This is a genomic window from Xanthomonas arboricola pv. juglandis (genome assembly GCF_001013475.1).
Taxonomy (GTDB): domain Bacteria; phylum Pseudomonadota; class Gammaproteobacteria; order Xanthomonadales; family Xanthomonadaceae; genus Xanthomonas; species Xanthomonas arboricola.
On record NZ_JZEF01000001.1, the window covers coordinates 546,290 to 567,154 of the forward strand.

At 58.4% G+C, this 20,865-nt stretch carries 13 protein-coding genes and 2 pseudogenes; 13 read left to right on the forward strand and 2 right to left on the reverse strand.

The annotated features are described in order from the left end of the window. Window positions 1-27: 27 nt before the first annotated feature. The 13 genes and pseudogenes from XARJCFBP2528_RS02285 to XARJCFBP2528_RS02335 form a co-directional block, all read left to right on the forward strand. Window positions 28-2,400 (forward strand): annotated as a pseudogene (locus XARJCFBP2528_RS02285) (VirB4 family type IV secretion/conjugal transfer ATPase); the annotation flags it as partial. Between the two features lie 64 nt (window positions 2,401-2,464). Continuing rightward, the gene (locus tag XARJCFBP2528_RS02290; RefSeq protein ID WP_016901057.1) at window positions 2,465-3,214 is read left to right on the forward strand and encodes a hypothetical protein; all 750 of its coding nucleotides are present in this window, start codon (window positions 2,465-2,467) and stop codon (window positions 3,212-3,214) included. A 96-nt stretch (window positions 3,215-3,310) separates the two neighbouring features. Next, complete coding sequence (locus XARJCFBP2528_RS02295; RefSeq protein WP_016901055.1) at window positions 3,311-4,390, forward strand: TrbL/VirB6 family protein; 1,080 nt, start codon at window positions 3,311-3,313, stop codon at window positions 4,388-4,390. A 23-nt stretch (window positions 4,391-4,413) separates the two neighbouring features. After that, window positions 4,414-4,908, forward strand: coding sequence for a DUF4189 domain-containing protein (locus tag XARJCFBP2528_RS21900; protein WP_231103930.1), 495 nt, complete (start codon window positions 4,414-4,416; stop codon window positions 4,906-4,908). Between the two features lie 322 nt (window positions 4,909-5,230). Then, the gene (locus XARJCFBP2528_RS21905; protein WP_231103929.1) at window positions 5,231-5,923 is read left to right on the forward strand and encodes an FG-GAP repeat protein; all 693 of its coding nucleotides are present in this window, start codon (window positions 5,231-5,233) and stop codon (window positions 5,921-5,923) included. A 105-nt stretch (window positions 5,924-6,028) separates the two neighbouring features. After that, a complete protein-coding gene (locus XARJCFBP2528_RS23155; protein WP_146011206.1) occupies window positions 6,029-7,324 on the forward strand; it encodes a peptidoglycan-binding protein in 1,296 nt (431 codons plus the stop codon). A 39-nt stretch (window positions 7,325-7,363) separates the two neighbouring features. Then, entirely contained in the window at window positions 7,364-8,413 is a 1,050-nt protein-coding gene (locus tag XARJCFBP2528_RS02310; RefSeq protein WP_047124262.1) for a TrbL/VirB6 family protein, read from the forward strand. Window positions 8,414-8,426: 13 nt separating this feature from the next. Next, entirely contained in the window at window positions 8,427-8,927 is a 501-nt protein-coding gene (locus XARJCFBP2528_RS21910; protein WP_047124263.1) for a DUF4189 domain-containing protein, read from the forward strand. Between the two features lie 39 nt (window positions 8,928-8,966). Continuing rightward, window positions 8,967-9,734 (forward strand): hypothetical protein, encoded by a 768-nt coding sequence (locus tag XARJCFBP2528_RS24035; RefSeq protein ID WP_230724083.1) that lies wholly within the window; start codon window positions 8,967-8,969, stop codon window positions 9,732-9,734. A 148-nt stretch (window positions 9,735-9,882) separates the two neighbouring features. Next, window positions 9,883-11,172 (forward strand): peptidoglycan-binding domain-containing protein, encoded by a 1,290-nt coding sequence (locus XARJCFBP2528_RS02320; protein ID WP_047124454.1) that lies wholly within the window; start codon window positions 9,883-9,885, stop codon window positions 11,170-11,172. A 39-nt stretch (window positions 11,173-11,211) separates the two neighbouring features. Continuing rightward, a pseudogene (locus tag XARJCFBP2528_RS24040) lies at window positions 11,212-11,564 on the forward strand (hypothetical protein); the annotation flags it as partial. Window positions 11,565-11,883: 319 nt separating this feature from the next. Further along, window positions 11,884-12,986, forward strand: a protein-coding gene (locus XARJCFBP2528_RS02330) for an IS3-like element IS1403 family transposase (RefSeq protein ID WP_102596355.1) whose coding sequence is annotated in 2 segments (ribosomal slippage) — window positions 11,884-12,142 and window positions 12,142-12,986 — 1,104 coding nt in all. Because the reading frame shifts where the segments join, the coding sequence is not laid out codon by codon here. Between the two features lie 58 nt (window positions 12,987-13,044). Further along, on the forward strand, window positions 13,045-14,661 hold the full coding sequence (locus tag XARJCFBP2528_RS02335) for an alpha-amylase family glycosyl hydrolase (RefSeq protein ID WP_047124265.1): 1,617 nt from the start codon (window positions 13,045-13,047) through the stop codon (window positions 14,659-14,661). An 873-nt stretch (window positions 14,662-15,534) separates the two neighbouring features. Here XARJCFBP2528_RS02335 and XARJCFBP2528_RS02340 read toward each other — a convergent pair. Next, complete coding sequence (locus XARJCFBP2528_RS02340) at window positions 15,535-18,294, reverse strand: TonB-dependent receptor (RefSeq protein WP_047124266.1); 2,760 nt, start codon at window positions 18,292-18,294, stop codon at window positions 15,535-15,537. A 312-nt stretch (window positions 18,295-18,606) separates the two neighbouring features. After that, on the reverse strand, window positions 18,607-20,685 hold the full coding sequence (locus XARJCFBP2528_RS02345; protein WP_047124267.1) for a glycoside hydrolase family 97 protein: 2,079 nt from the start codon (window positions 20,683-20,685) through the stop codon (window positions 18,607-18,609). Between the last annotated feature and the right edge of the window lie 180 nt (window positions 20,686-20,865).

The window sequence follows — 20,865 nt, forward strand, 5'->3', positions numbered from 1 at the left end:
ATCGGGGGTTTTTAGAGCTGCCCTGGTGGCGACTATCTGTTGATCTGGCATCTGGCCGGCCTGCCCTTCGTTGGGCGGGACGAATTTGAACTTGAGCAGCGGCACAATACGTTCAATCGGTTGTTGCAAACCTTGCGTGCACCGGACTTCGCCAATATCGCGTTCTGGGTTCATGACGTTCGCCGTCGTCGCAAGATCGGCATCGGCGGGCGCTTCAAGCAACCGTTTAATCAGACCCTGTCCGACGAGTATTACGCATCGCTATCCTCGCAAAAAATCATGCAGAACGAGTTGTACTTCAGCATGATCTATCGCCCGGTGGTGACGGGGCGGCGCATGGTCGAGAAATCTGCAAATCCTGACAGGATTCGTGCGGAGGAAGAGCAGGCCATCTCCAAGATCGTCGAGTTGGCCACTAACGTCGAGGCGGTACTGAAGGATTATTCACCTTACCGGCTTGGCATGTATGAGGCCAAGAATGGTGTGGTGTTTTCCGAGACGCTTGAGTTTCTCGGGTACCTGCTCAACCGGATCGACGAGCCTGTTCCGGTGCTGCAAGCCCCTGTGCCGGCTTATCTGCCTGTCAGCAAGCATATGTTTGCCAACAAGACCGGCGATTTTGTCATTCGCACACCGGATGGCATTAATCACTTCGGCGCCATCCTCAATATCAAGGAGTACGCCGATGGAACCTATCCGGGCATTCTCAACGGTCTGAAGTATCTCGACTACGAGTATGTCATGACGCATTCCTTCAGCCCGGTCGGCCGCCACGACGCGCTGAAGGTGCTGGAACGCACCAAGGGCATGATGATTTCGTCGGGCGACAAATCCTCCAGTCAGATCCGCGACCTGGACCTGGCGATGGATGACGTGGCCTCCGGCAATTTTGTGTTGGGCGAGTACCACTTCACCCTGGCGGTGTATGCCGACAGCCAGGAGAAGTTGGCAAGGCAGATCGCGACGACGCGCGCAGAGCTCTCCAATGCCGGTTTCGTCTCGGCCAAGGAGGATCTGGCGATCGCCTCGTCGTTCTATGCGCAGCTGCCGGGTAACTGGCGCTTCCGCACGCGTATCGCCAACTTGAGTTCGCTCAACTTCCTCGGTTTGTCGCCGTTGCATAACTTTGCCCAGGGCAAACAGCACAACAACCCTTGGGGCGATTGTGTCACCACCCTGCAGACCACTAACGGCCAGCCGTATTATTTCAATTTCCATGCGACCCACCCGGCCGAGAACTCCCTGGGTGAGAAGGCGATCGGCAATACGATGGTCATCGGCAAGTCTGGTACCGGCAAGACGGCGCTGATCAACTTCCTGTTGAGTCAGGTGCAGAAGTTCGATCCGATCCCGACGATCTTCTTCTTCGACAAGGATCGCGGCGCGGAGATCTTCGTACGTGCCTGTGGCGGGAACTACCTGGCGCTGGAGAATGGCTCCCCGACCGGCTTTAACCCGTTCCAGTGCGAGCGCAATGAGGCCAATACTCAATTCCTTGCTGAGCTGATCAAGGTGCTCGGTGGCAAGCCCGAATACAGCGCACGCGAGGAGGAAGACATCTACCGCGCGGTGGAAGGCATGCTGGACACGCCGATGCATCTGCGCAGCATGAGCAACTTCCGCAAGAGCCTGCCCAACATGGGCGACGACGGGCTGTATGCGCGCCTGCGCCGTTGGACCGCCGGCAATTCGCTGGGCTGGGTGTTCGACAACCCGGTGGACACCATCGACCTGACGCGCGCATCGATCATCGGCTTCGACTACACCGATGTGATCGACAACGCCGAAGTGCGCGTGCCGGTGATCAACTATCTGCTGCACCGCCTGGAGGCACTGATCGACGGCCGTCCGCTGATCTACGTGATGGACGAATTCTGGAAGATCCTGGACGGCAAGGGCGGCCTGAAGGAGTTCGCCAAGAACAAGCAGAAGACCATCCGTAAACAAAACGGCCTGGGCATCTTCGCCACGCAGAGCCCGGAAGACGCCCTGGCCAGCGACATCGCTGCGGCACTGATCGAGCAGACCGCCACGATGGTGCTGCTGCCCAACCCCAACGCCAGCCGCGACGATTACATCGAAGGCCTCAAGCTGACCGATGCCGAGTACCAGGTGGTGGTCTCGCTCGACGAGCGCTCGCGCTGCTTCCTGGTCAAGCAAGGCCACGCCTCTGCGGTATGCCAGCTCAATCTGCGTGGGATGGACGACGCACTGTCGGTCATTTCGTCCTCGACCGATAACATCGAGATCATGCATCAGATTCTGTCGCGCAAGGCCGACAAGTTAGGCGTGAGCGTTGACCAACTGACCCCGGAGCAGTGGCTGGAGGACTTCTATGCCAACCGCAAGGGCTCAGGGAAGCGCAAAGCCGTCAAAGACAAGGAAGCCGAAGATGCGTAGTCCCCATCATCGGCAGCACACTTTTCACGCATCAACTTCATCTGTGTCAGGAGGCAAAAACACCATGGCAACCAAGTTCAGACATTTTTCTCGCGTGTTCACGGGACTGGTGCTGCTCTGCATGGCCGGAGCCGCCAGTGCGCAGTGGGAAGTTATCGATAAAAAGCTGAATGAGACGACCGAGACGATGCTTGAGAATCAGGAGGTCGGCAAGGGCGAGGGCGAAGAGTCCAGTGGCAAGGAGGTCGAAAAGCCGAAGGAGGCGCTAAAGAAGGTGGCTGACGACTTTGGTGTTTCGGGGTGTGCGTCCTCCACGTCTGGAACCCCGGTGTCCAGCGTGCAGAAGCAGGTCTGCGAGTTGACCCAGCGCACGCGCAATGCACAGTACAACTACATGGTGGCGATGAATGAGATCACCACCGAGCGCTTGAAGCGTCTGCGCAAACTTGAGAAGGACCGGGCGGGGATCACGGATGGGCAAGTTGGTTTGCTCGAGAGCAACACCAATAAGCTGCTGGCGTTGAAGGCGATGATGGATATCGACCGTCAGCAGATGGAGTCGGCGATGTTTGCCTACGACAGGCGTCTGGCCTATTTAACCGACAAGCAGACCGGTGCGGCGTTGGCAGCGATGAGTGGCACCAAGCCACCGGATCCGGAGGGCGAATCCTCCTGGTGGTCTCAGATCACTGGCGATTTGTGGAGTCTCGGCAAGACGGCGATCGCCGGTGCAGCGATGAAGGTGGCATTCGAGACCATCAAGAGCAAGGAGCCTGACGGCTATAAGCCATTGATGATCGATAAGAAGAAGTAATGCGCACTCACTGTAGTGGAAGCGTGTATGGCAATGGACTCAACATCGGGCAGCAGTTGCCCCACGGCGCAGCCGTTTCAGTGGATGTGGTGAATTATGAAACTCAGTGATTTCCTGACGAATATCGGTAATTACGAATTTTTTCGTCTGATCAACGACTATCTTCGCGACGAAATTTCCATCTTTCAATGGGAATTGTTGCAGCGGACGACGGCCTGGGTGGGCATGGTGGCACTGACGGTACTGACGCTGTGGATTTTGATCCAGGGCTACCGCATCGTGACTGGCCAGTCACGCGAGGCGGCGATGGGGTTAGTGGTGACGGCGCTACGCGCATCGCTGATCATCGGATTGGCCACGAGCATGGCCAAGGGCTCGCCGCAACTGTATTGGACACTGACCGACGGGATCAGCTCGGCAATCACCAAGACAGTGACAGGGGACTCGGAGAGCCCCTACGAGGCGATCGACCAGAATCTGATGCTGATGCAGATGGCGCTTGCGGGTCTGGACCAGATCAAGACGGGCGGTGATGAAGAAAGCGAGGATTCCAAAAATCGCGCACGTTGGTTCACGGGTATCGGCATGGCGGGGCCTGGCGTGGTGGCAGGCTCGATGCTGTTGTTGAACAAACTGGCGATGGCGCTGGTAGTGGGCTTTGGGCCACTGTTCATCCTGTGCCTGTTGTTCCAGGCGACCAAGTCGCTGTTCAGCAAATGGCTGCTATACGGATTAGGCACCATGTTTTCATTGTCGGTGCTAACGTTTACGGTGAGCTTGGCAACCAAGGTCGTGGGTGCGGTAGGTGTGGCGTTTCTTGCGAAGTGGGCCGTCAGCGGCGGCAATGGTGAAGGCATCAGCAGCATGGCGTTGCAGCAGGGAGGAGTGGGCTTGGTGTTGACTACCTTGATACTTACCGCACCACCGATGGCGGCGGCGTTCTTCCAGGGCACGTTAGGTCAGTTCGCCCCTTATTCGGCGATCGGCTCACTGGGTTCGTCTGATGCGGCGTCCAACGCGAATCGGCAGGGACCGAATGCGCAGATGGCCCCGCCGGCTACGAGCTCCGGAAATACCGCTGTTGGTAATAGAGAAGTAGCTATCACCACCATGCATCAAGAGTCGTCTTCAACTTCAGAATCAAGCTCTGGTAGCCGTGGCCTGGCACAGAAATAGAGTTAACTATTTAGGTAATCCCAATGAATCGTCTAGTTTTGATGATTGCTATTTCAAACTGTCTTACAGTTCCCCTGATCGCATCTGGGCAGACTAGATGCCCCATTGGCACTCAAATGGGAAGTATGCAATGTATTCCGGATACTCCTGAAATGCGTGGGGAGCTAACACCTAGTTCGGCACCGACAGGCGAATGGATTAAGACATGGGGGGCAATCGCCAACTCAAATAGCACTGGAGAGGCTGGGAGCGCCGTTGGTAAATTATCCGAAGAAGAGGCGGAGAGGGTAGCTCTCCGCCAATGCGCTGTCGGCGGAGCGGGTGATTGTAAGGTTCAATTGACTTATAAAAATCAATGTTCAGCTTTAGTTGCTTCAGATTCCGAGAGTTTTTTTCAGGCTTCTCCGACCGAGGTCCGTGCGATCAATTTGGCGAAAAAAAGCTGCAAAGCAAGTAATAGTGGCCCATGTAACGTTGTGTATTCCGAATGTACCAAGCCAATATTTATCAAAAATTAATTGCTGCAATAGCGAAAAATCCATATATTGTAGGGTTTATTTTATGGGAAGATTGAGTGATTGATGTAAATCGCATATCGAAGATGCGGAGTGCAGTTATAAGCGCGGAAGACTTGCAAAAAAGGTGGCGCTGAATCTTGTAAGGTAATGTATTTCGATGTGCGCAACCGGTATTTTGATAAAAATTGATTTGAATGATAAGGGTTTTTCTATGAAGAGGTGTGCACTAGCAAGAGCCGTGGTGGGAGCTATGTATTTAGCTTGCGTCGTGTCGATCACAGCATGCAGTCCTGGGAATGCTCCATCCGCAGAGGCTGACGGAGTGAAATTTCCCGGTGAAGGTCAAGCTAGCACAAGGCCTGAATCCTCGCCGCAAAAGGACCTGAAAATGCCATCTACTGTCAATGCCAAGCTCAACGACCAGGGCGAGATAAGCGCCGATATCAGCGGCATTGCTATTTCAATCAAGGCGCAGGGCTGTAGCGAAGATAGTCCAGGGATCATGCTATGTAACCGTTCGCCGGTCGTGGAGGTGACCTTCCCAGGAGCCAAGTCGATTGCACTGGAGCCTGAGGCATTGTACGTGGATAGTAATTCCACGTTCTATCGTGGTCCGCTAGATGATACTTACAAGAAAAACCGCCACTCAATCATTTTAACCGATATTAATGGCGACGGACACGAAGATGTAGTTGTGTGGTCCGGAAAAGAGGGTAATTATGGTGGTCCCTCTTACAGTGTTTATCTTTTCGATGCTGCGCAGCAACGCCTTGTTTTCAATCGGTGGCTATCCGATATTACGGTAATGGCCAATGGACTATTCTCGGTGAAAGGAAATGTGCTGACGTCGACTTCTGGTGATGGATGTTGTATCCACGTCTTCGATACCTACGAGCTTAAGAATAACGAAGCAGTGCTGATAGAGCGATTAACCGAAGATACGAATGATCCGGCCAGTCCGAAGAAAAAGATCGAGCGGCTTCAAGACGGTGAAATGAAGGAGGTGTCTAATTAGGACGTGATTGGTAATTTGTAGTGAGTACATGCAACGCATCTTCGGGTCTGCAATGCCGGTAGATGTAACAACAAATTCTAATGATATGCACGTACGGAGAATACTATGAGCGATGGACGTGGTCGGAGCACCGAAGGCTTTGGTGTGGATCGGGAGTCTTCTGTTAGGTTGATCGTCAAAACTGCTCTTGAGAACGGTGTGACAGATCCAAAGCAAATATCGTACATGTTGGCGACGGCTCAACATGAGACGCGTAATTTTCAGGCGCCTGAAGAAGATTTCGGACGCAGCCAAGCGCGCAAGCTTGGATATAGCGGCGGCGAGGAGTTCTATGGCCGTGGTTACGTACATCTTACCCACGACTACAACTATGCGAAGTTCGATAAGTTGCTAGGCCTTAACGGTGAAATGGTCCGCAACCCGGACATGGCCAAGCAACCGGAAATCGCTGCGAAGGTCCTGGTTGTCGGCATGCGTGACGGCTTATTTACAGGCAAGCCTCTTGATCGCTACATCGATAATGATAGCCACGACGTCTACAACGCGCGGCGCGTGGTTAACGGAGTTACTCCTAGCAAACCCTGGAGCGTAAAGGCAGCAAAGGAATGCGAGGAGTATGTGGGCAGTTGGGAACGTCGCGTTCCCGATTTGATCGAAAGCGTAAAGCGCGATGGTGTCGACCTCAAGCACAGCGTGACGTCTGGTTCGACATCCCATCAAGTTTCGAAGTCCAATGATGGCAAGCTCGAACAAGGCGAGCGCGGCGAGCAAGTGAAGCAGTTTCAAGGCCAACTTGCGCAACTCGGTGCCGTTGGTCGCGATGGCAAACCCTTGAAGCCTGACGGCGACTTCGGCGGCAACACCAAGCACGCGGTCGAGCAATTCCAGCGCGAGCACGGGTTGCAGATAGACGGCGTCGCAGGTCGACAGACTCAGGCCGCTTTGGCCAAGGTGTTGACCCAGGCGACACCCAAGCAAACTGAGCAGACGGCCGCTCCTGATGCGCCGGCTCAGGCAGCATCCAGCCCCTTGTTGTCTGACCCTCGCCATCCCGACAACGCGATGTACAACGGCGCAGTGAGCAAGCTCGAAGCGCTGGGGGAACGTGGCGGGTTTGCCAACCGCAAAGAACTCGAGCAGGCAGCCGGACAAATCGTGTTCGAGTCCAAGGTCAGCGGTCTCCAACGCATCGACCATGTGGTGCCCAATAAGAGCGGCGACGGCTTCTTTGCAGTGCAGGGCGAGATGACCGACCCGGCAATGCAGCGGGTTTTTGTGGATCGCAATCAAGCGCAGAATCAGCCGTTGGAAAACAGCAGCCGGCAAGCAGCCGAGGAAAGCCAGCGTCAGGCCACCCAGGTGCAGACCCAGGAAACTGCTTCGCGCTCGATGTCCATGTAAGTCGGGAGTGTTGGTCGTTGCACTTCAGCGAGCTGGTAAATCGCCAAGGCGGTCAGGAATGCTCGCCTTGGATATACTTGCAACGACCTGCGCGATGAGATTGCGATCTTCCAGTGGGAGTTGTTACAACGCACCACGGCTTGGGTGGGGATGGTGTCCCTAACAGTGTTGACGCTGTGGATCTTCATCCAGGGCTATCGCATCGTGACCGGTCAGTCCCGCGAGGCGGCCATGGGGTTGGTGGTGACGGCGTTGCGCGCCTCGCTGATCATCGGATTGGCCACGAGCATGGCCAAGGGTTCGCCGCAACTGTATTGGACACTGACCGACGGGATCAGCTCGGCAATTACCAAGACAGTGACCGGGGACTCGGAGAGTCCCTACGAGGCGATCGACCAGAATCTGATGCTGATGCAGATGGCGCTTGCGGGTCTGGACCAGATCAAGACGGGCGGTGATGAAGAAAGCGAGGATTCCAAGAACCGCGCACGTTGGTTCACGGGTATCGGCATGGCGGGGCCTGGCGTGGTGGCAGGCTCGATGCTGTTGTTGAACAAACTGGCGATGGCGCTGGTGGTGGGCTTCGGGCCACTGTTCATCCTGTGCCTGTTGTTCCAGGCGACCAAGTCGCTGTTCAGCAAATGGCTGCTATACGGATTAGGCACGATGTTCTCACTTTCGGTGCTGACGTTTACGGTGAGCTTGGCAACCAAGGTCGTCGGTGCGGTGGGTGTGGCGTTTCTTGCCAAGTGGGCCGTCAGCGGCGGCAACGGCGAAGGCATCAGCAGCATGGCGCTGCAGCAGGGAGGAGTGGGCTTGGTGTTGACTACCTTGATACTTACCGCGCCACCGATGGCGGCAGCGTTCTTCCAAGGCACGCTGGGCCAGTTCACGGCGTACTCGGCGCTGGGGCAGTTGGATCGTGCCAGCCAGGACGGCAGCGGTGGACGGCCGCAAACGCCAGCTGCGCCGGCTAGAAATACCGAAACTCAGAACACCCACCAGTCAACAGGTGGGCGTACTGCTTATTCCGATGCTCCATCTGACAGTAATAACCAAACTGGTAAGCTTGGCAAAGCCGCTACTTGAGGTTAAAAGCGTTATGAAGAAATTTCCTGTGATATTTTCTATCCTGTTGCTCTTGGGTGCATTTTCTATTGAAGCTTTTGGCCAAACTGCTTGCCCGGCAGGAGTTGCTCCAGGAAGTCCGCAATGCGGTCCCGACTCTGGTACTTCAAGAGGAGTTACTCCAACTCCTCCGCCTAGGCCGACAGGAGAATGGATTAAAACATGGGGCGCTGTTGCCACTTCTGAAAGCGGTGATTCGGGGGTGAGTTCTGGGCGTATAACCAAAGACCAAGCGGAAAATGACGCAATTGCGAGTTGCGAAGGTCTAGGCTCAGGTACCTGCAAAGTGAGTATGGCTTTCTTTAATCAGTGCGTTGCTGCAGCAGACTCTGGACAAGGTGAAGGTTCTATTTTTAGTGCTGCTAGCATAAGACAAGCTTCCCGATTGGCAATGAGTCAATGTGAGAAAAAATCGAGGCGTCAGTGCAGAATTACACTCTCAAAATGTACTGATCCAATATTTAAAAAGTACTAACATATAAAGAGTACTTGAATAATTTAAGCGAGAGCCAGGGTGATTAATTCTTCGCGAAAACTATCCACAGTTTTGATGTTCAGTGGTTTTCTGTTGCTGGCGGCATGCAAGCAGGAGGCCACTCCAGAAAAAGCAGCTGACACGTCCTCAAGTAGACGGAAAAATTCGCAGGAAAATCAAAGTGAGCCCGTGTTGCAGGCCAAGAATTCAGGAGAAAAAGAACGAATGACATCGCTTTATCAGGTCGTTTCGTTACTTGCTGCCCGGAGCGGTGCGCCTTGGGCGAGCTTCGATGCGGTTCCCGGTGTGCAATGGAGGGATGCCTCCCCGAAAGTTAATTCCGATAGCACTGACCCACAGAATGCGCAGTATCGCAGCGGGACCTTGCTGCTCGATGGATTCGGGGCAGTAGATGTGCCGGATGGAGGCCATGGTGCAGATGGGGGGGCGAAGCAAGCCAATGAAGGCGAGTCAGGCATCACGCTCAATGGCGATGCGCACAGTGTGCATTCCATTGCAGTGAAGAAGTTCTACGCTAGTCCAGAGTATGCCGAAGTCTTGAAGCGCCAGTTGCCGGCTGCTAAATCGGTGCGATTGATCGCAGATAAGTGTGGGGGAGACGATGACGGTGGGCCTGATTCATTGCAGACCAAGTTCTATGCGATCGGTCTTGATGCAGGTGAGGCGTTTGTAGAGGCCTATCTGGACGATGGTACAGAAACGCGTGGGCCAGGCTCCACGACGTTCGTTTTTACGAAAACCAAGCCACAAAAAAGAATTCAAGCGCTGCAATGTAAAGAGTTGTGAAGTAGTCACCCCCAGGCACCAGTAGAAGGCTGGTGTTTTTCCTAACCGTCATATCCAGAGGACATGCATCATGGCTGATAGACGAGAAAAAGCGGCGGCCACCGCTCAAAGCTACGATCAAGGCAACATCGCGGGGCTCGATGACGCGATGACGCGTCGTCTGATTGCATCGACCGTCATGACCGAAAGCAATGGCGGCGATTTGCGGATTACTAATAAACAGGGTTACGTCGGTCGTTATCAAGCAGGGGCAGGCTGGTTAGCCGATGCGGGATATGTAGACCGTGCCAAGCTCAACGACGCGATGACTGATGCCGGTTTCGATCCACAAAAGGTACGTGGTGCGGAATGGAAGTGGGCGAGTAGCGGTGGTATGACCCGTTTTCTTGAGGACCCCTCTAACTGGAAGAACGGGTTGAGCTTTGAGCAATACAAGTCATCGGCCGCATTGCAGGATGGTGCGTTCAAGATCAACAGCGACAAGGCTTATAGCCAAGCGATCCGCAATGGCGTGTTGGACGAAGGTGATGATCCAGCCAAGGTGGCAGGCTTTCTGAAAGCCCGCCATATCTCAGGCTACGGTGGTGCGCGCGAAGCTGTCACTGGCGGGCGGGTCATCAGCGACAGCAACGGCACCAGCAACTACGACTACATGCACGACATCACACGTAATCGTGATGGGATGGATCAATACATGCAGCCGGGTCGTTCGCATGCCATGCATGCGAATACCTCGGCTGTGCCTCAGCAGCCGAAGCGCGATGCATCGCATGACGGCAAACTAGAGCAAGGCGAGCGCGGCGAGCAGGTGAAGCAACTTCAAGGCCAGCTTGCTCAGCTTGGCGCTGTTGGCCGCGATGGCAAGCCCCTGCACGCTGATGGCGATTTCGGCGGCAACACAAAATATGCGGTCGAGCAATTCCAGCGCGAGCACGGGTTGCAGATAGACGGCGTCGCAGGTCGACAGACTCAGGCCGCTTTGGCCAAGGTGTTGACCCAGGCGACACCCAAGCAAGCTGAGCACACTCCCGCTCCTGCTGCGCCGGCACAGGCATCCTCCAGCCCCTTCTTGTCTGACCCTCGCCATCCCGACAACGCGATGTACAACGGCGCAGTGAGCAAGCTCGAAGCGCTGGGTGAACGTGGCGGCTTTGCCAATCGCAAAGAACTCGAGCAGGCAGCCGGGCAAATCGTGTTCGAGTCCAAGGTCAGCGGTCTCCAACGCATCGACCATGTGGTGCCCAATAAGAGCGGCGACGGCTTCTTTGCAGTGCAGGGCGAGATGACCGACCCGGCAATGCAGCGGGTTTTTGTGGATCGCAACCAAGCGCAGAATCAATCGTTGGAAAACAGTAGCCGGCAAGCAGCCGAGGAAAGCCAGCGTCAGGCCACTCAGGTGCAGGCACAGGAAACTGCTTCACGTTCGATGTCCATGTAAATCGGGCGTGTTGGTCGTTGCGCTTCAGCGACCTGGTAAATCGCCAAGGCAGTCAGGAATGTCCGCCTTGGCTCTATTTCCTGCGACCTGCGCGACGAAATTTCCATCTTTCAATGGGAAGTTGTTGCAGCGCACGACCGCCTGGGTCGGTACGGTGTCATTGACGTACTGACGCTTCGAATCTTCATCCGTGGCTACCGCATCGTGATCGGCCAGTCGTGCGAAGCGGCGATGGGGTTGGTGGTGACGGCACTACGGGCGGCGCTGATCATCGGATTGGCTACTAGCATGGCCAAAGGCTCTCCGCAGTTGTACTAGACGATGACCGACGGGATCAGCTCGGTGATCACGCAGACGGTGACGGTGACTCTGAGAGTCCTTATGAGGCGATCGTTTATTGTGGTTGGTGAACCATTACTTGGTTGCCCGTGTATATCGTTCAGCGTGCAGAATATGTCTATTTTCAGGCACGCAGACGATGCTCCCATGCCGCATGCGCCGCTTGATTAACTGCGTGACCTGAGCAAAAAGCCGCTGAGCCGTTACACATGTGGCTGCCCATGAATACGTATGCACGGGCACGCTCTGGGTCTATTACGCCGCTACGCTAACGCTCTTGGCTGGGTGCTCATCTCTGTGCCCACGACGTCCCCCCAATTTTGAGTAGCACCTCAGTTTGGAGTCCAATTCCCTACCCCAAGGAGATTGGACGTGAAGAAGCGTTTTACCGAAGAGCAGATCATCGGCTTCCTGCGCGAAGCCGAAGGCGGCGTGGCGATCAAGGATCTGTGCCGGCGCCATGGCTTCAGCGAGGCCTCGTACTATCTGTGGCGTAGCAAGTTCGGCGGCATGAGCGTGCCCGATGCCAAGCGGCTCAAGGACCTTGAGGCCGAGAACGCGCGGCTGAAGAAGTTGCTGGCCGAGCAGTTGTTCGAGAACGACCTGATCAAGGATGCGTTGCGAAAAAAGTGGTGAGCGCACCGGCGCGTCGTATGCTGGTGCGCGAGTGGATCGGGCGTGGTGCCAGCGAGCGTCGTGCGCTGGCAGTGATCGGCATGAGCGCCAGCGCGCTGCGCTATTGCCCACGCCAAGACCGCAACGGCGAACTGCGCGAGCGCATTCTTGCGCTGGCGCATCGCCATCGTCGCTATGGCGTGGGGATGATCTATCTCAAACTGCGACAGGAAGGGCGCATCGTGAACTACAAACGCGTGGAGCGGTTGTACCGCGAACAGCAGCTACAGGTCCGACGGCGCAAGCGCAAAAAAGTGCCAATAGGCGAGCGTCAGCCGCTGCTGCGGCCAGCGCAGGCCAACCAGGTGTGGTCGATGGACTTCGTGTTCGACCGCTCCGCCGAAGGCCGAGTGATCAAGTGTCTGGTGATCGTGGACGACGCAACGCACGAAGCGGTCGCCATCGAGGTGGAGCGCGCGATCTCTGGGCACGGGGTTGCGCGCGTCCTGGATCGGTTGGCACACAGTCGCGGCCTGCCGCAGGTGATCCGCACCGACAACGGCAAGGAGTTTTGCGGTAAGGCAATGGTCGCCTGGGCGCATGCCCGTGGCGTGCAGTTGCGGCTGATCCAACCAGGCAAACCGAACCAGAACGCCTACGTCGAATCCTTCAACGGCCGGCTACGCGATGAATGCCTCAACGAGCACTGGTTCCCGACGTTGCTGCACGCGCGCACCGAGATCGAACGCTGGCGACGCGAATACAACGAGGACCGACCCAAGAAAGCAATTGGCGGCATGACGCCGGCTGCGTATGCCCAACATCTGGCAAACACCGATATCATTAACCCGGGACTCTAAACCAAGCCGCTACTCAGGGCGGGGGGATGTCGCCCACATTGGCCCGGGAGGGGCGTACATGTCGCAGACACCATGGTGGCGCGGGGCCGTCATCTATCAGATTTATCCGCGTAGTTTTCTGGATTCCAATGGCGATGGGGTGGGCGATCTGCCCGGCATCATCGCCAAACTCGACTACATCGCCGGGTTGGGCGTGGATGCGATCTGGATCTCGCCGTTCTTCAAGTCGCCGATGGCCGATTTCGGCTACGACATCGCGGACTACCGTGCAGTGGATCCGCTGTTCGGGACGCTGGACGATTTCGATCGGCTGCTCGACAAGGCGCATGGCCTTGGCTTGAAGGTGATGATCGACCAGGTGTTGAGCCACACCTCGATCGCGCATACATGGTTCCAGGAGAGCCGGCAGGACCGGACCAACGCAAAGGCGGATTGGTACGTGTGGGCCGATCCGCGTGACGACGGGACGCCACCGAACAACTGGTTGTCGCTGTTTGGTGGGGTGGCGTGGCAATGGGAGCCGCGGCGTGAGCAGTATTACCTGCACAACTTCCTGGTGGATCAGCCGGACCTCAATTTTCACAACTCAGAGGTGCAGCAGGCGACGCTGGATATCGTGCGCTTCTGGCTGGATCGTGGGGTGGATGGGTTCCGCCTGGATGCGATCAACTTCTGCTTCCACGACGCGCAGCTGCGTGACAACCCGGCCAAGCCGGCCGACAAGCGGGTGGGGCGTGGGTTCAGTGCCGACAACCCTTACGCGTATCAGTACCACTACTTCAACAACACGCAGCCGGAAAATCTGGCGTTCCTTGAGCGCTTGCGCGGACTGCTGGATCTTTATCCGAATGCAGTGAGCCTTGGCGAGATCTCGTCGGAAGACTCGCTGGCGACCACTGCCGAGTACACCGCTCATGGCCGCCTGCATATGGGCTACAGCTTCGAGCTGCTGGTGCAGGACTACAGTGCTGCTTATATCCGCGAGACGGTGAGCCGGCTCGAAGCCACGATGCTGGAAGGTTGGCCATGCTGGGCCATTTCCAACCACGACGTGGTGCGCGCGGTGACGCGCTGGGGCGGGGCCCATGCGTCGCCGGCGTTCGCGCGGATGGTGGTGGCGATGCTGTGCTCGCTGCGCGGGTCGATCTGCCTGTACCAGGGCGAGGAACTGGGCCTGGGCGAGGCGGAGGTGGCGTTCGAGGATCTGCGCGATCCCTATGGCATCACCTTCTGGCCAACCTTCAAGGGTCGCGATGGCTGCCGCACGCCGATGCCATGGACGGATGCGCCGTCGGCAGGCTTCAGCAGCGGCAAGCCGTGGTTGCCGCTGGCTGAGGAGCATCGTGCGGCTGCGGTGAGCGTGCAGCAGGACGATCCGTTGTCCGTGCTCAGTGCGGTGCGACAGTTCCTAGCTTGGCGCAAGGGCGAGCCTGCGTTGCGCGAGGGGGCGATCACGTTCTACGACACCGCCGAACCTGTGCTGATGTTCCGGCGCGGGCACGCCGGCCGGGTGATGTTGCTGGCATTCAATCTGTCGGCCTATGCAGCCGAGCTTGGGCTGCCGGCTGGCGCTTGGAAGCAGGTCGATGTGCCAGGCGTGGAGCGCGGAGCGATCGAACATGGCTACCTGCGCCTGGCCGGGTATGCGGTGGTTTGCGCAATCGAGGGTGGTTGACGGTGTGTTGCGCCAGCTAACTGTTGGTGCGTGATTGTCTGGAACGCAGCGAGGCATTCCTTTGGGGAATGCCTCGCTCTTTTGTAGTTGACGATTGCTTGGTTTGCCAAGCATTCATAGCGTTAAGCCAGCTGTGCGGCTATTCCCTGTCGATCAGGTCCTTGCTCTGTGGATGAGGCAGTGTGCTGTTCTCCACGCCAGTCGGGTGTTTTGACCAGAAGGCCGCACAGAGATTGCGATTGACTGTGAGGACGTCAGTGTTACCGGCGGCCTTGTAGCAGTGGCTTGGATTCGTGTTGGTGCAGGTAGGCGCTGATGGTGCCTGGATTGGTTCCGTTTTAGTGCTACAAGCGACTGCTATGCGCAGGGGAGTGCTGATGCGCAAGGGTTGCGTGATTGGCGGCCGACCCTGTGCGCTTTGCAGAGGGCGATGCAAGCTTGGATTCTGAAAATTCTGGATCAAAGAAAACCCGCCGGTATGACGTCCGCGGGTTTTCTCTGTTCGATGTTGCTGCTGCCCCTGCTCAGAGAAACGTTCGATGCTTTATGGGCAACAGAGTCGTATCCAAAGTGACGGCGCATGAAGTAGAAGAGCGGCGGGATTGTGCTTGGTGGATGCACGCCGTGCTTGTGCCGAACCGTCACCCCAACCCCTCTCCCGGTGGGAGAGGGGCCTTGGTGTCCCGGTGGAGATGGTTGGCGTCGGGACCAGCCAGCGCGGTGATGCGCCGGTTGTCACGTAGGTAGCGTAGCCACAGTTAGCGATGTGGCCAAAGGTAACGCCGTAGCCACAGATAACGATGTGGCCAGGTAACGTCGTGGCCACAGATAAATATGTAGCCAATCAGCGCATCGTTTGCAGTTCACAGCTCATCAGAACTTGTAGTTGACGCCCAGCACGAAGGTGCGGCCCCATTCGATGTATTCGAGCGGGCGGTCCTTGGTTTCGGCATAGGTGCGGTAGGGCGAGTTGCTGAGGTTGCTGGCCTGCAGCAGCAGGGTCAGGCCGGCAAGGTCGCTGCTGTCGTTGAAGCTGTAGCTGATTTGCGCGTCGGTGATGTTCTCGCCGACCACATAGCGCAGCGTGCGGTTGCCGTTGAAGTTGCCGATCTCGCCGATGAAATCCGAGCGACGGCGCTGGCTGACGCGTGCCTCGAAACCCTTGTGCTCGTAGTAGGCGGTGAGGTTGTAGACGCGTTCGGACAGGCCGGGCAGGCTGATTTCGCCGTCACCGACGCTGGAGGCGCTTTCCGGGTCGCGGATCTTGACGTCACTGTCGTTGAAGGTGGCGCTGGCCTGGATGCCGAAACCTTCCAACGGAGCGAAGACCAGATCCAGCGGCAGCGAAGCGGTGAGTTCGACGCCGCGCAGCGTGCCGCCCTTGCCGTTGAACGGGGCACTGAAGGTGCCGGTGGTCAGTACTGGCGCCGAGCCCGGCGGCGGCACATAGCCGGCCACCAGCGCGGAGAAGTCGTAGTTGTCGCGGCTCTGGGTGTAGATGTAGCTCTTCAGGTCCTTGTAGAAGAATGCGGCGGCCACGTAGGCGCGCTCGGCGAAATACTTTTCGTAGGAAAGGTCGATGGCGTTCGCGCGCCAGGGGTCGAGCATCGGGTTACCGCCGCTGGCACCGGGGCGGCCGGTGGAGGTGTCGACACCGAATTCCAGCGAGGCACGCAGCTGATCCACGCGTGGGCGTGCGACCTGCTTTGCCATCGCAAAGCGCAGGGTCTGCTCGTACGGGAACTGGAAGGCCAGATTCAGGCTGGGCAGCCAGTCGCGATAGGTCTTGCCGTCGTCGATCGGGCGCACTTCGCTACCTGCCGGCTGCGACGCGTCCCAATAGTTTGCGCGCGAGGATTGGTCGGCGCTCTGCAGCTGCACGCCGATATTGCCGCGCACGCCGACATCGCCCCATTCGGTATCGAGATTGGCGCGCAGCCAGGCGGTGGTGATCTTCTCTTCGACGGTCCAGGCCTTGGACACCAGGAACGAGGCATCGTCGCTGGGATTGAACAGCATGTAACGCGAGACCACCGCCGGGACGTTCCAGGCGGGCAGGGTGCCGATGCCGGCAAAGCCCAGGTTGACCGGCGCGTATTGCAGGTCCGGTGCGATGGTGGATTCGCCCTGCGCGCCAAGGGTGATGTTGCCTTCCGGCTGGGTTTTCTGTTTTTCGCGATTGGCGTAGTTGACGCCCACATCCAGATCCGAGAACCAGCTCAGCGCTTCGGGCATCGGGAAGCTGGCCTGCAGGCGTGCGCCCTTGAGCACATCTTCCACGCTCGGCACCTTGCCGTAGCCGGAGCCGTAGATGGTGTTGGTGAGAAACAGCTGATCGGGATTGGAGTAATCCATTCCGGGCGCAAGCTGGGAGAAGCCGTTGCCGACAACCGTTACGCCGACGGTATCCAGCTGCGGCATGGGCGCACGTTGAAGATTGTTTTCCAGGTTCAGTTCGTCGCGCGTGGCCTTGGAGTAATTGAGATCGGCAGTGATCTTGACCGCACCGGCAGTGATTTCGTTATTCCAGCCGAACGCATCGATGGTGTCTTCGCGCTTGTTGTACATACCGCGCACCAGCGGGTAGACGCCACTGGCGTCGCCGCCGGTGAAGCTGTTGCTGTCGTTGACGCGCACGTTGCTGATGTTCAGACCCGGCGTGTAGCCACCGTTGTAGTTGCTCAGATTGAGCTCGAACTGGTTGGCGGTGTCGATCTGCTCGGCCTTGGTATGGAAGGCGTCGAACGTGCTGGTCCAGGCGTTGGACGGCCGGTATTGCAAGGTGGCCATGACGCCGTCGCGCTTCTGGTTGCCGGTGCGGCGCAATGCCTTGATGCCGTCGGAAAAATACACGCCGTCGGCCACGCCGGGGCGCGGGCGCTGTGCGTTGACTGGCTGCCATGGTTCGTACAAGCCGACCTGATTTTCCTGGATCGGCATGTCGGTGTGTGCGTAGCCGATGGTCAGGCCGATGGTGCGGTCGACGAACTGGTCGATGTAGCTGACATTGAAGCGGTTGCCGTACGGATCGACGTTGGCGGCCTTGCCCAGCGAATTGCGTTGGTAACGACCACCGACGGCGATCACCCGCTCGTTGTAGCTGAGCGGGCGTGCGGTCTGCATGTCGACTGTGCCGGACAGGCCCTGGCCGACCAGGCCGGCGTCGGGCGTCTTGTAGACGGTGACGCCGCTGACCAGTTCGGACGGGTACTGGTCGAATTCCACGCTGCGGTTATCGCCGGTGCTGACCACTTCGCGGCCGTTGAGCAGCGTGGTGGAGAAGTCCGGCGACAGCCCGCGCACGCTGATGACCTGTGCACGACCGGCCACACGTTGCGCCGCCAGGCCAGGCAGGCGCGCGAGCGATTCGGCGATGCTGACGTCCGGCAGCCGGCCGATATCTTCGGCCGAAATGGCTTCCACGATCGAAGTCGAATCCCGCTTGACCGAGATGGCACCTTCGATCGCGCGGCGCAGGCCGGTGACCTGGACCTTGTCCAAGTCGGTCACCGCGCCGGCGGTTTGTTCGGTGTCGGTAGCTTGCGCCGGTGTCGCCGATTGCGCGGCGGCCAACGTCGGTGCCATGGCAACGGCCAGGGCGATACTCAGCGCAGAGCGCTTGTGCTTCAACATTTTCCCCTCCCAGGTACATGTTGTTCTTTGATTTTTCGATCCGGCAAACGCCTGGATGCATTGCATCGCGCGCCACTACGGACGTTACGACTGCGACGTATGGTAGACACGGCACCTGGGTGCAAACGGGCACTGCATACGTATTCAACCCGGCTGATTGCGCTGGAATCGATTCCACGCAGGCTTCGCTGCAGCGCGGAAGACCCCTGGCCTGTCGTAAGGCAACGCTAAGGCGCAATCTGCAGCGGCTGCCGCGCCGCTGCGTGATGCACTCGATCGCGTTGAAGATCTCTTCAGCCCGTTGTGACCAGGTCAGCGCCTGCCATCCATCGGCACGAAGCGAATCGCCTGCCCACCACCTGGCGCAAGACGCAGTTCCAGCGTGTCGGCGCTGCTGACCTGGCGTTGTTCGCTGACAAAGGCGAACGGGTTGCTGACATAGTCCGCACCGTCGCAGTCGCGATAGATCTGCGCGGTGTAGCGCACGCCGGGTTCAAGGAATCCCAGCGGCACCTGCAGCAGCCGGCCATGCTCGTCGGTGATGCTGCCCAGGAACCAGTCGCGGCTATGCCGGTCCTTGCGCGCGATGGTGACGTAGTCGCCGACTTCGCCATTCAAGGCGCGGGTCTGATCCCAATCCACCGCCACGTCTTCGATGAAGCGGAAGGCGTCGCGGTGCTGCAGATAATGCTCGGGCAGATCGGCGACCATCTGGATCGGGCTGTAAAGCGTCACGTACAGCGCCAGCTGGCGCGCAAGCGTGCTGGGAATCGCCTGGCCGTTGCGGCCTTTCAGGCTGAGGATGCCGGGCGTGTAATCCATCGGCCCGGCGAGCAGGCGGGTGAACACAAGGTTGACCTCGTGCTCGGGCGGATTCGGTGGCTGGCCCCAGGCGTTGTATTCCATGCCACGCGCGCCCTCGCGCGAGATCCAGTTGGGATAGGTGCGGCGCAGGCCAGTGTCCTTGATCGGTTCGTGCGCATTGACTGCGAGGTGGCGCGCGGCAGCTTCCTGCACCACGCGCAGATGATGGCGTGCCATCCATTGGCCGTCGTGCCATTCGCGCAGCGGTGTGCCGCCTGCCGGGTTACGACGTTCCACCTGGCCGTCGTCGCAGACATAGCCGGTCTTGACCGAGTCCACGCCGAACCGGGCGTACAGGTCCATCGCTTCGGCAATCTGGTCTTCGTAATGATCCACTGCGCACCCCGTTTCATGATGGCCGATCAGATGCACGCCCTTGCCGGCGGCGTATTTGCTCAGCGCGGGCAGGTCGAAATCCGGTGTCGGCCGGGTGAAATCGAAACTACCGCCGTTGCCGAACCATTCGCCGTCCCAGCCCGGATTCCAGCCTTCCACCAACACGCCACGGAAGCCGTGCGCCGCAGCGAAATCGATATAGCGCTTGGTGTTGGCAGTGGTGGCGCCGTGTGTCGGCCCGGTCGCCCAGGTTTGCTGGTTGAGATGCATGGACCACCACACCCCGACGTATTTGGACGGCTTGACCCAGCTCACATCGCCCAAGGCGTTGGGCGCATTGAGGTTGAGGATCAGGTTGGACTCCACCAGCCCGGTGGCCTGGTCGGCGATCTGCAGCGTGCGCCACGGCGTATCGAACGGCAGCTTGCGCCGCACCTTCCAGCCTTCGGCAGCGGGCGACAGCTGCGCGCGCAGGCGCCGGCCTTCGGTGCGGCGCAGCCACATGCCGGCGTAATCGACCAGCGCCGCTTCATGCAGCGCGACATGCAGCCCGCTCTCGGTACGCAAGGTGAGCGGCGTATGTGCCAGCGCGACCTGGTTCAACGGCGTGCGCTGATACAGGTATTCGTAGTGGATCGGCTCGCCTGCCGGAATCCACCATGCCTCGGACGGTTGCGCGATGGCGAATTCGGTGACTTCCTCGTCGATGATGGCTTCGCGCAATCCCGCTTGCTCGGGAAAGTGATAGCGCAGGCCGATGCCATCGTCGTACACGCGCAAGATCACATCGAAGCGGCGTTGCGCGCCGCTGCGCTCGCCCAGGCTGACGCTTAGTTCGTTGTAGTGGTTGCGCACCAGGCGCGTCTCGCCCCAGGGTTGTTCCCAGGTATCGTCATGGGCTTGGCGTGCTTGCGAGAGGACGACCAGGCCGCGGTCCAGCCGGCCGTCGCGCAACTGGAAACCCAGGCGCGAGCGTTCCAGCACTGGCTGGCCCAGGCGTTGCACGCGGTAGTAGGGCGTGCCGCCGTCCACTTCCAGTGTGACCTGCAGGACGTTGCCGGGCGAATCGGCACTGATGGCGATGCGCTCGGCCTGCGCGATGCCTGCAAGACTGCCAAGCAACAGGACAAGCAGTGGCGCACTGCGTGCGGCGCGCGCTATCGAACGCACGCGATGTGAAACCAGCGGCATATCCCCTCCCAAGGCGGCCGTTGCGTCAGCGGCGACTATGCAGCGCTGTGGCGTGGATGGACCATGCTGCACTGCAGCCATTGCCATGAATACGTATGCATTGATGCGGAACCCCGGAGCGCGCGTCTACCATGGCGTCACGGCACCTGGGAGGGTCCGCGCCCGTGGCACGCCAGTGCC